1 protein-coding gene (only partly in view) is annotated in these 12,718 nt (G+C 72.0%); it reads left to right on the forward strand.

The whole window is internal to a lonely Cys domain-containing protein gene (locus ACH4S9_RS18095; RefSeq protein ID WP_398372847.1) on the forward strand: the coding sequence, 61,581 nt in all, runs 24,889 nt past the left edge and 23,974 nt past the right edge, and what appears here is coding positions 24,890-37,607 — codons 8,297 (partial) to 12,536 (partial); the first complete codon in view begins at window position 3. Both the start codon and the stop codon lie outside the window.

Below are 12,718 nucleotides of genomic sequence, written 5' to 3' on the forward strand. Positions count from 1 at the left end.
AGGAGGCGCCGTTCCGCAAGGTGTTCCTGGTCGGTGTGGCCGGGGACAGGACCGCGGCACAGTTGCCGATCCAGGATGGGTCGATTGTGTCGTTCGGCTACGAACGGGTGGTGGACTATCTCTTCGCGCGTGTCCCGGCGTTGACGGCGGCGTCGAGGGATACGGCTGTGTGGTGGGCGGGTGCGGATGTGGCGGGTCCGTATGCGCGTGGTCGTGATCCGCTTCAGTGGCCGGTGGCGGGTCAGGTGCTGTCCAACCGCTTTGACCGGTGGTTGTGGACCTCTGCTCTGGGTGGGGAGCCCGGGTTCGCCTCGCGCAGGGAGGCGGACGGCCACGGTGGGCAGCGGCGGGTGACGTGGCTCCGGCTGGAGGAGGGTGACTCGCCGGCGGGGTTCCGTCCGGAGCCGTCATCGGTCCAACTGGCCGTGTGGGCCGAGCGAGTGACCGGTGATCGGGGGCGGGCTGGGGATGTGGCGCGGTGGTGGCGGGCGGTCCGGCTGGTGTACGGGCCGCTGCTGGAGGACGCCGAGGCGGCGTTCGAGGCTCTGCTGCATGGTTTCCACGCGTTGGATCAGTGGCGGGCGCGCAGGGGGGATGCTTCCCCGCTGACCTGGAGTGGTCTGGTGGATGTGGTCAACCCGTACATGGAGGCGGTCAACGCGCACGTCTCCGAGTCCGGGCAGGCCCCGCTGAAGTGGTGGCAGGCGCTGCTGTTCACTCTGGTGTCGGCCGCGGGTGAGATCGGGATGGAGCTGGAGCTGTCCCGCCTCGGCCTGACGCCGCAGTATGCCCCCGTGCGGGCGTGGGAGCAGGCCCCGGAGTCCACGGTGAGTGGCCGGGCGGCGGGCACCGCCCATGAGCCCCCTGGCAGCCCCGAGCCCGGGGCTGCCAGGGGGGTCGAACAGCTCCCCGCCGCCCGGCCACTCACCGTGGACTCCGCCGACTCCGCCGACCAGGTCTTCGTCCCCGCGTGGAACGCGCACGCGGGGGCGCGGACCGCGTTCGCCGAGGCTGCCGCGGGGGCCGCGTCGGCGGAGCGGGCCGGGCGGGCAAGCGGCGAGGACACGCTGATGGCGGACCCGGACCCGGACCCGGACCCGGACCTGGAACCGGACTTCTGGGCCGGGGTCGAGCGGGCGCGCGAGCGGCTGGAGGACGCCGAGGCGCGGCTGCGGGCTCTGGGTGTCCCGCTGGATGTCCTGGCCGGGGCGCGGGGTGCCGCTACCGGTGACGTTGCCGAGGCCCCGGTCGTGCTGCGGGACGACGCGCAACGCCGGTGGATCGCGGGGGAGTTGACCGAGGGGGATGTGGATCCCGTCGCGGAGCGGCTCGCCGCGAGCGCCGCCACCGGCCTGGACGAGGCCGACGTACGTGCCGCGGGCGTCACGCCGGTCTACGACCAGCAGGCCCAGATCCAGATGGCGCTCCGCGGGGACAGTGGAGACAACCGGGTGCCGGTGCACGCGCTCCCGCCGCTGGAGCTGGCCCGGGTGCTGATGATGCGGCCCGGCCCCTGGACGGACGCACTGGACGACGTGGCGGCGAACGCGTCGCGGCGGCTGTGGGCGTCGGCGTACGCGGACTTCGCGGGCGCGGCACCTGGTACGGCACCCGGTGGTGCCATGGAGACGGACGTCGCCCGGGCCTGGGCCGCCGCCGTCTCCTTGGTGCTGCCGGTGGAGCCGCACGCGGTGCTCGCCGACTCGCGGTACGCCGGGGACGGCTTCCGCAGCGCGGTGCGCCAGGTCGCCGATCACCTGCTGATGTGGGGACCGGACACGGAGGCCGCGCTGGGGTCCGCGGCGGGGCTGGCCGACATCCTGCGGCTCGATCTGGGTCTGCGGCGGCGCTGGGACGTGCCCGCCACGGACGGTGCCGGGCCGGGGGGCTCCGCTTCGCGGGTGTTCGCCGCGCCGGTCGCCGCGCGGGCGCCGGCCTCGTCTGCCCCGCTCGCCTCGCAGGCGCCCGCCCCGTCTGCGGCCGCGCCGGCTCCCGGGTTGCCGCCGTTGAGCGTGGTGGAGTTCGCGCCGGACGGGACGGGCCCGGCGGAACTGGAACGGCAGGCGACGGCCGGGATCACCCCCTCCCGGGACACGGTGGCCATAGAGCGGCTGGCGGCTCTGCACGACCGGGACCGCCGACTGCGGGAGAGCCCGTTCGATGTGGATGCGGCGGCTCGTCGTGTGCTGCACCTGCCGGCGAATGCGCCGGTGGACCAGGCGGTGCGTGCGGAGTTGTTCGGGCTGGTGTGGGCCGCCGAGGCGGCTGGGCGTGCGGACAGTCTGACGGCGCTGGGCGCGTTCCACCTCGACCGGTTGGGGGCGGTCGGGCCGGACCACAGCAGCTACTTCACGATGGGGTGGAGCCAGATCCCGGGTGTCAGCTGGCTGGGTCCTGACGTCATGGGGGCGCTGGGCGTCCTGGAGCTCAACATGGACTGGAGCGATGTCCTCGTCCCGCAGCCGGATGGTTCCCTGGCGGTCGGCGGTCCCCGGCGGGCGACGCCGTGGCCGAAGGAGACGCTGCCGTGCGTCATCGCGGGTAACGGGCCTGGCGACATGGTGGCGGTGCGGCTGCCGGATGATTCGACGCGGGACGCGGATGTCGAGGAGCTCATCGAGCTCATGGCGATCGCCGTGGCTCGGGCGGGTCTGCCGCCGGGCACTCCGATCGTGGTGGCCGTTCCCTTCCTGGGTCAGTACGGCGTGTTCCTCCAGCAGTTCGCGGACCGTACCGGTCTGGAGGTGTGGGCGCACAGCGGTGAGGTGACGGTCAGCGCGTGGTCCGATGGGACGGGCAGCATCGACACGGTTGCCGGACGGCCCGGAGTTCCCACGGGCGACTGGGCCTCGTTCCGGCCGGGCCAGGGGCCCGTTCTCGACGAGAGCGTGCCCGACTGGTACCGCGATGTGCTGATGTGGCCGGTGGTCAGCGAAGCGACCGGAGAGGAGACCGGCTACGCCTCGTTCAAACCCGACAAGTACGCGCGGAATTTCGAGGAGACGGAGCGCGTCAGCGACCGGATGACGACGTTCATCCACTACAGCTTCCCCACGAACACCGAGGGGCCGGAGCTGGAGCTGCCGCGTCCGGGTCCCGAGGCCAGTCCGTTCTCCCAGGCCGACGGGTTCCGCCTCAGCGCGCATGCCATCCCGGGCTACATGGTGCTGGCGGTGCGGAGCGGGAACGGCGTGGTCAACCGCTATGTCGGCGAGGGTCAGGTGGTGGCGTGGGTGAAGTGGCTGGTGTCCCGGCGGCCCAAGGTCCGCTGGATCGACTTCTCCGACTGCTGGCTCGGCTCCCCCAAGGACAGCGACAGCCGGGGTCCCACCATGAGGAGCGTCTTCGACCCCGAGGTGTTCGTGGCCGATCCGCTGCGGGAGATCTCTGTGGCGCATCGCACCGCGAACGCGACGCGACTCTGGGCGCGTGCCTCCTACGGCCAGCTGTCGGATGGGGAGCGGCCCGGGACCAACGGGCGGAGGTGGGCCCTGTACTCCGATTCTCAGGGGCGGCCCCGGGGGTTTGCCCTGGAGCGGCCGGATCCGGAGGGTGCGGAGCTGGACCGGCTTGCGGTGGTGGCCGGGCTGCACTCGGGGAGTGGCCCGGTGTCGGCGGAGGAGCGGGAGCGGACGCTGATAGCGGTGCGGGCGCTGAAGGTGATGTTCGGGGTCTGGGTGGAGGACCGTGCGGATTTCGGGGAGCTGCTGTGTGGGGTGGCGGCGGTGGACGAGATGTGGCTGGCCGACCCGGAGTTCCGGCAGGTGGGCCCGCTGACGTTGGATCTGCTGCGGCGGGTGATCGCGGCGCATGCGGGGGCCGGGGTCGAGGTGGATCAGGAGGTCGCCCGCCGGGCGTTGGTCGCGGCGGCGACGGCGTGGGAGGCACGGCCCCGTGGCCCGCGGGGCGAACGCGTGGACATGCCGTGGGACTTCGTGGACCTGCCAGTGGTGCGGCTGGGCGCGCAGTGGGTGCTGGGCGATGAGGCGAGGTCCGAGGCCGCCATCGCCCTGAACCTGTCCAGCCCCGGTCCGTTGGGTGAGGCGGAGCGGTTGCGGATGCTGTGGGCGTGGGTCAAGGCCATGGACCTGCTGACCGCACCCGGTGTGGACGTGGACGCGCTCGCCCGGCGGGTGCTCCACCTGGACCCGGACTTCGACGTCGACCCGACGGAACGTGCGGAACTGCGGGAGACGCTCACCCGGGCGTTCGCCGTGGGGCGGGACGCGTCCGACACGGACGTTGCGGCCGCGTACGACCGGGAGGTGTTCGGGGCGTTCGACGACACCGGCAGCGCCACGGTCCTGGACGGGGTCCGGGGGAACGGCCGTGACTTCACGGGGGAGTCGTGGCCGGGGGTGAACCTGGCGCAGATCCATACGCCGGGCGGGCTGGTGGACGCGCCGTGGCGGAACCGGAACCGGAACCGGCGGGCGCCCGCGTTCCTCCCCTACCTGCTGCGGGCCGATCTGGACCAACGGGATCCGGACACCATCCGACTGACCGTCCACGACCAGGTGTTCGAGCTGCCGGTCGGTGAGTTCTCGGAGCTGACAGCGGTAGACCCCGTACTGACAAAGCGGATGAATGGCGCCGAGGTCATCTTTTCGCACGCCGAGTGGGCTCCCGACGTCGGCGCGGTGGCGAAGCGGCTGGCGCAGCGGCTGGGCCGTCCTGTGTGGTGGACCGAGGACCCGACGGACCTGTCCGACACGGACGACCAGGGCGCGCCGGTGCTCACCGCCTTCGCCAGTGCGGACTCCGGCCCCGTCTGGCACCTGGCGGTGCCGGAGGCCCCGGCGGCACCCGTCCCGCCCGCCCCGCACCCGGTCCCGCGGCCGTACCCGGTCCCCGGGTCCACCGGGCCTGCCGCTCCCACGACGACCTCGGCTACGCCGGCTCTGCCCTCGGCGGTTTCGGCCTCGGCCGCGCGGGCTCCGTACGGGCCGGACGAGGACGGGACGGTGGCGCTCCACGGCGGCCAGGCCGCCGCCCCGGACTCCGCTCCCCGGGTGCTGAGCCGTGGGGAGCTGACGGACCGTGTGGATCGTGTGGCGGTGCGGGTGCCGCCGGGTGCGTCGGAGCAGCGGTGTCTGGAGTTGTTGGGTGCGTTGCGGGATGAGTTGCATCCGGGCGGGTTGCTTGCGTCGGGTGTGCGGGCGGGGGGTGTGGTGGATGACTCGGTGCTGGACCGGCCGGGTGCGGCGTCCCGTTTGGTGGTGGGTCCTGGGTGGGGCCGGGTGGGGTCGTGGAACGCGGTGGAGGAGGCGCTGGAGAAGGCGCGGCTCGCGGGGCCGGGTTCGGTGGCGTTGGTGTTGGCGCGGCGGCCGGGGTCGGTGTCGTTGGAGCGGGGGCGGCGGCCGGAGGACGGGCTGGGGCATGCGTTCGCGGCGTATCACACGGCGGATGGTGTGGTCTGGGTGGACGCGTCGAAGCGCAAGGGGCGCCGGGTGTCGATGGATCCGCCGGATGTGGCGCTGTTGTTTGACGCGCAAGCGGTGGTGGTCGGTCCGTCCGGGCGGGTGGTGGCGGACGTGCTGGAGCCGTTCGTGGAGTCGTCGTCGGTGGCGCACGCGATGCTGGACGGGTCGGTGCGTGATGAGTACGGGGCCTTCGGTCCCGAGATCGAGTACCGGTATCCGCTCGATATCGGTCCCCTCCCTGATGACGTTCTGCGGAGGCTCGGCATCCGCATTCCGGAGCCCCCGGACGAGCCCGATTTCATGAAGGTGGTGCTGGCGAAAGGCCCTGGGGTCAAGATCGTCGTCGACCAAATCCTCCAATGGCGCCACCCCGACTCCCCGATGCCTTTTGATTCTGCGTCCCAAGCGCCCCCAGGGAGCGAACGGGTCGTTATCTACATCCCGGAGGTCGTCGGTGATCCGGCGGCCGTGGTTCCGGGTGAGCGGTGGCAGTCGCTGGAGGAGGGGCGGGCCCGGCGGAGGCTGGTGCGTGACCGGCTGGCGCGGACGGGCATGGCCGGGCGGGGCGGGCGTCCGATGCCGCTGGTGGAGCTTCTGGGTGATCTGCCGGGGTGGGAGATCACCGAGGTCGGCCAGGTGACCACGGTCTTTCCCCTCGCCGTGGGCCACAACGGCCGCTCCTACGGGCAGTTCTCCCTGGGTAACGCCGCGGTGGGCCGCACGATGCTCTGGCACCACTCCCTCGATCGGACGTGGCCCAGGGAACTGCGGCATCTGGCCTGGGCGGGGAGGGACTTCGGGCGGCGGGTCGCTGGGGAGCTGGCGAGCAGGATCACTGGCCGTGGTGAGGTGCCGGTGGAGCTGGTCGCGTTCTTGTCGGCCATTCCGGATGTGGACGAGGTCTGGGGGCACGCGTGGCGGGCGTTCACCCAGGTCGCCGCCAGGCCGCTCAACGTCACGTACCCGCAACTGCTCAAGAACTGGCTGACGGTGGCGTCGCGGCACGCGTTCGACAGTGACAGGCGGGCTCTGCGGCCTGGTACGCGGGGCTTCCTTGATGAGCGCCATGATGGGCTCAGCGCGGTCGCCCACGACATGCTGCTCGTCGAAATGGAGCGCCATTTCCGGCTCTTCAAGCCAGGCGGGGGGGTTGTTCCGGAGGGGTTCTTCGACGTCGGGGTCCGCGATCCCGAAGCCGGTGATGTTCCGTCCGCGCGTGAGCATCTGACTGCCGCGTTGACGGGGCTGACGTCCCAGGGGAGGCGGATCGGCCCGTACGAGGCGGTCGGCATGGACGGGTTCCCGGCCCTGGACACCAGTGGCGGCCGGCTGCGGGTCCCGCTGATGGTGGACGAGTTTCGGGCGTACGGGTTCGACCACCGGTGGATGACCGAGGAGCAGATCGACCGGGCCGAGGCCGAGTTGGTGGATCTCGGCAGGGCGATGTACGAGTGGGCGGTGGCGGCCTCGGTTCCGCTGTCTCGTGACGTGCTGAGCCGGTCGGTGGAGCGGATTCTGGGCGATCAGGTGGTCCGGGGACTCGCTCCGTTCCTGACCCTGCTCGGCGAGGGCATCCCGCGGGCGGACGGCCCGAATCTGCACATTCTGACCGAGCTGGACGGGATGGCCGTGGCCGTCGCGCTGGGCCGTCATGCCCTGGGGCATGTCCGGCTGTCCGCGGACAGTCCGGCGTATCGGCTGGCGGCCAGGGTGGTGGAGACGGTGTCCGGGCTTCTGGCGGCCGGGGCCGTGCCTGCTGGTGAGCGTGCGCGTGTCGAGGTGGCGGTCCAGGGCGCGCGGGAGGCGTTGAGGGTCCTGCGTGAGGGGCCGGTGCCGCTTGCGATCGAGTGGAAGCGGGAGATCGAGGCGCTGGACGGGACCGGGGTTCCGGTGGATCGGGTGCTGCATGTTCAGCACCGGAATCCGCAGGATGAGCCGGTGGGGGTGTCGCTGCGGCGGGACGGGGTGTGGCTGGGGGATCAGGAGTCCTACGGTCTGCTGCCGGGGGTGGAGTACGTCACGCAGGTGCGGTGGGGGCCGGGGCTCGACGGCGCGGCCGGGACTCCGGCGGTGGTGGCGGAGGGGCCGTGGGAGAGGGCGCCGTTCGGCAGGGTGTTCCTGGTCGGTGTGGATGGGGATGGGACCGCGGCTCAGTTGCCAGTGCGGTCCGAGGACGGTTCGAGTGTTTCGGGTGTGGCGGTCGGCTACGCGGCGCTGGTGGCCTGTCTCTTCGATCGTGTGCCGGAGTTGACGGGGGCGTCGTGGGACACGGACGTGCTGGTGGCGGGTGCGGATGTGGCGGGTCCGCATGCGCGTGGCCGTGATCCGCTGGAGTGGCCGGTGGCGGGTCAGGCGCTGGCCAATGGCACCGGTTTTGACCGGGGGGTGTGGACTTCTGCCCTGGGTCTGGAGTTCGGGTTCGCCTCGGGTGTCGAGGAGGTGGCGGACGAGGACGGTGTGGTCCGGCAGAAGCGGGTGGTGCGGCTTCAGTTGGAGGAGGGTGACTGGCTGGCGGGGTTCCGTCGGGAGCCGTCGTCGGTCCGGCTGGCCGTGTGGGCCGAGCGGGTGACCGGTGACCGGGGGCGGGCTGGGGATGTGGCGCGGTGGTGGCGGGCGGTCCGGCTGGTGTACGGGCCGCTGCTGGAGGACGCCGAGGCGGCGTTCGAGGCTCTGCTGCATGGTTTCCGTGCGTTGGACCTGTGGCGGGCCGGCCAGGGCGATGTCTCCCCGCTGACCTGGAGCGCTTTGCGGGACCTGGTCAGCGCGTACTCCTTCGGGACCGGGCAGGCCATGCCGCTGGCGCAGGCGCTGCCGGTGTTCCTGTCGTGGGCCGCGGGTGAGGTCCGGGTGGTCCTGGAGCTGCGCGGCTTGGATCTGACGCCGCGGTATGTCGCTGAGCGGGCGTGGGAGGAGGCTCCGGAGTCCGCGGTGGCGGGCCGGGCGCTCGCCGCCCCGGAGGCGGCCGAGGGCTCCAGCGAGGTCGTGGCCCGGGGTGCGGTCGGGGTTTCCGGTGCGGACGGTGCCGGATCGCGGGCATTGGCGCCGAAGCGGGTGATGTCCATGCGGGGGGGCTGCATTTCGCGGTTCACCGCGCCGGTTGATCCGCAGACGGCCACACCACCCGTTCCGCTCGCCGTGCGGATTGCCGTGTCTCCGGCGGAGCGGCTGTTGGAGGCTCTGCACGGGCGGGACCTGCGGTTCCGGCGCGGCCGGTTCGACGTGGACGTGGTGGCCCGTCATGTGCTGCGTCTGCCGGAGGGCGCGCAGGTGGATCAGGCGGTGCGTGCGGAGTTGTTCGGGTTGGTGCGGGCCGCCGAGGCGGACGGGCGTGCGGGGAGTCTGGCGGCGCTGGGCGCGTTCCATCTGGAGAGGCTGGGGGCGAGCGGGTCGGCCCAGAGTGGCCACTTCACGCGGGGGGGACACCGGGTTCCGGGTCTGAACTGGCTGGGGGCGGACGCCCTGAAGCTGAACACGGACTGGAGCGATGTCCTTACGCCGCAGGCGGACGGATCCCTGGCGACCGGTGGCCCCGGGGGGATGACGCCGTGGCCGAAGAGGGAGTGGCCGTACGTCGTCGGGGCCGACTGGCGCGAGGACAAGAAGAAGGTGGTGGTGCGGCTGCCGGACGGTTCGACGCGGGACACGGACGTCGAGGAGTTCGTGGAGCTGGTGGCGGCGGATGTGGCGCGGGCCGGTCTGCCGCCGGGCACTCCGATCGTGGTGGCCGTTCCGTTCCTGGGCCGGTATGGCCCGTTGTTGCAGGAGCTTGCGGATCGTACGGGTCTGGTGGTGTGGCCGCACAGCGGTGAGGCGAAGGTCAGCCCGCTGCCCGGCGGGAAGGGCCGTATCGTCACGGTTGTCGGGCGGCCGGGGGTTCCCAAGGGTGCCTGGGTTCCGCTCCGGCCGGGCCAGGGGCCGGTGTTCGATGAGAGCGTGCCCGACTGGTACCGCGACGTGGTGATGTTCCCGATCGTCAGTGAGATGACCGGGGGGCGGATGGGCGACGCCTCGTTCGAACCCGCCGAGTATGCGGAGGACTTCGAGGAGGGCGACCGCCGCCTCGACCAGATGACGACGTACGTCGACTACAGATTCGCCTTGAAGCTCATTTCGCCGGAGCAGGATTTGCCGCGTCCGGGTCCCGAGGGCAGTCCGTTCCCTGAGAGCAGCGCGTACCGCATCAGCCTGCATGGCGTGCCGGGCTACATGGTGCTGTCGGTGTGGAGCGGGGACCGCGTGTACAACCGCTTCATCGATGAGAGTGAGGCGGTGGCCTGGGTGAAGTGGCTGGTGTCCCGGCTGCCCTGGAACCGCTGGATCGACTTCGCCTGCTGCTCCCTCGCGTCCCCCAAGGACAGCGACACGCCGGGTCCTCTCGCCCACGGATCCCTCTTCGACCGCCAGGTGTTCGTGGCCGATCCGCTGCGGGAGCTGTCTCTGGGGCAGCACATGGTGAACGGGGCGCGGCGCTGGGCGCGTGTCTCCTACGGCCAGCAGACGGAGACAAAGCTGTCGGCGAACGGCAAGTACGTGCGCACCCTGTTCGCCGATCCCCAGGGGCGGGCTCGGGATTGGGAGCTGCCGCGGCCGGAGCCGGAGGGTGCGGCGCTGGACCGGCTTGCGGTGGTGGCCCGGTTGCACTCGGGGAGCGGCCCGGTGTCGGCGGAGGTGCGGGAGCGGACGCTGATTGCGCTGCGGGCGCTGAAGTCGATGTTCGGGGTGTATGCGGAGGACCGTGCCGATTTCGGGGAGCTGCTGCGGGGTGTGGCGGCGGTGGACGAGATGTGGCTGGCCGATCCAGAGTTCCGGCGGGTGGGCCCGCTGACGCTGGATCTGCTGTCGCGGGTGATCGAGGCGCGTCCGGAGGCGGCGTCCGGGGTGGATCAGGATGTTGCCCGCCGGGTGCTGGCCGCGGCGGCGGCGTGGTGGGACGCACGGCCTCGTGGTCCGCGGGGCGGGCGCGTGGACATGCCGTGGGACTTCGTGGATCTGCCGGTGGTGCGGCTGGGCGCGCAGTGGGTGCGGGGGGGTGCGGCGAGGTTCGAGGCCGCCAACGCCCTGAGCCTGTTCAGCTCCGCTCCGTTGGGTGAGGCGCAGCGGTTGCGGATGCTGTGGGCGTGGGTCAGGACCATGGACCTGCTGGGCAAACCCGGTGTGGACGTGGACGTACTCGCTGTACGGGTGCTCCACCTGGACCCGAGCCTCGCCGTTGGCCGGTCGCAGCGTGAGAACCTGCGGACCCTGCTCACCCGGGCGTTCGCCGTGGGGCGGGACGCGTCCGACACGGACGTGGCGGCCGCGTACCACCTGGAGGTGAACTGGGCGTTCGCCGTCACCGACAGGGACACGGTCCTGGACGGGATCCGGGGGAACGGCCGTGACTTCACGGGGGAGTCGTGGCCGCGGGTGAACCTTGCGCAGATCCGTACGTCCGGCGGGCTGGTGGACGCGCCGTGGCGGAACCGGAACCGGAAGCGGCAGGCGATCGAGCTGGACCTCTACCTGATGCGGATCGAACTGGACCCGCAGGACCCGAACATCATCCAGCTGGACATCGACGGCGACGTGTTCTGGATACCGGTCAGTGAGTTCCTGGAGCTGATGGCGAACGACTCCATCCTGCTAGCCAAGGGAAGGGGCACCGAAGTCGTCTTTTCGCACGCCCGGCCGGCTCCCGGCATCGACGAGGTGGCGAGGCGGCTGGCGCAGCGGTTGGGCCGTCCTGTGCGGTGGACCGACGACCCGACGGACCTGTCCGGCAAGGACGACCAGGGCGTGCCGGTGCTCACCGCGTCCGCCAGTGCGGCCTCCGGCCCGGTCTGGCAGGAGGCGAAGGTGGTGTTCCCGACGCTGCCCGTCCCGCCCGCCCCGCGCCCGGTCGCGGAGCCGTTGCCCAAGTCCGCCGTGGCTGCTGCTCCCGCGACGACCTCGACTGCGACGACATCGGCTCCGCCCTCGGCGGCTTTGGCCGTGGGGGCTCGCTACGGGGCGGGCGCGGCGGGGACGGTGGCGCTTCACGGCGGCCAGGCCGCCGCCCCGGACTCCGCTCCCCGGGTGCTGAGCCGCAGGAAACTGACGGACCTCGTGGACGGCATGGTGGCGGTGTCGGTGCCGCCGGGGGGTGTGTCGGAGCGGCGGTGTCTGGAGTTGCTGGATGCGTTGCGGGATGAGTTGCATCCGGGCGGGTTGCTTGCGTCGGGTGTGCGGGCGGGGGGTGTGGTGGATGACTCGGTGCTGGACCGGCCGGGTGCGGCTTCCCGTTCGGTGGTGGGTCCTGGGTGGGGCCGGGTGGGTTCGTGGGGTGCGGTGGCGGATGCGCTGGAGAAAGCGCGGCTCGCGGGGCCGGGGTCGGTGGCGTTGGTGTTGGCGCGGCGGCCGGGGTCGGTGTCGTTGGAGCGGGGGCGGCGGCCGGAGGACGGGCTGGGGCATGCGTTCGCGGCGTATCACACGGCGGATGGCGGTGTGGTGTGGGTTGACGCGTCGAAGCGCAAGGGGCGCCGGGTGTCGACGGATCCGCCGGAGGTGGGGCTGTTGTTTGACGCGCAAGCGGTGGTGGTGGGTCCGTCCGGGCGGGTGGTGGCGGACGCGCTGGAGCCGTTCGTGGAGTCGTCGTCGGTGGCGCACGCGTTGCTGGACGGGGCGGTTCGCGATGAGTACGGGGCCCTCGGCACCGAGACCGAGTACCGCTATCCGCTCACCGTCCCTCTCCTCCCCGACCTCCTGCGGAGGCTTGGCGTCCTCATCCCGGAGGACCCCGGAGAGGCGCCCGATATGCGGGGGGAGATCCTCGCCGAAGGTCCCGGCATCAAGATCGCCCTCGACACGACGCCCTTCTGGCGCGACCCCGCCACCCAGCGGCTCTATGACATCGGTGCGCCTCAAGTGCCCCCGGGGAGTGAACTCGTCACCAGGTATATCCCGGAGGTCGTCGTCGATCCGGCGGTCTCGATTCCGGGTGAGCGACGGCAGACTCTGGCGGAGGCGGAGGCCAAGCGGAAGCTGATCCGTGACCGGCTGGCGCGCACGGCCGAGCGGGGCGGTCCGATACCGCTACGGGAGCTTCTGGAAGACCTTCCGGGGTGGGAGATCGCCGAACTCGGCCAGGGAGTCATCGTTGATCCTCCCGGTCTGGGGTATGACGGCCGCTCCTACCACCAGCCCACTCTGGGCACCCCGGCGTTCGGGTTCAGGGCGGCCCAGGACCACGCTCTTGGGCGGCTGTTGGCGCCGTACCAGCTGGATCTGTTCCTGGCGGGGCGGCAGGCCGGGCAGCGGTCCGCCCGGCGACTCGTGAC

Source organism: Streptomyces sp. NPDC021225, assembly GCF_044332865.1.
In the GTDB taxonomy this organism is placed as follows: domain Bacteria; phylum Actinomycetota; class Actinomycetes; order Streptomycetales; family Streptomycetaceae; genus Streptomyces.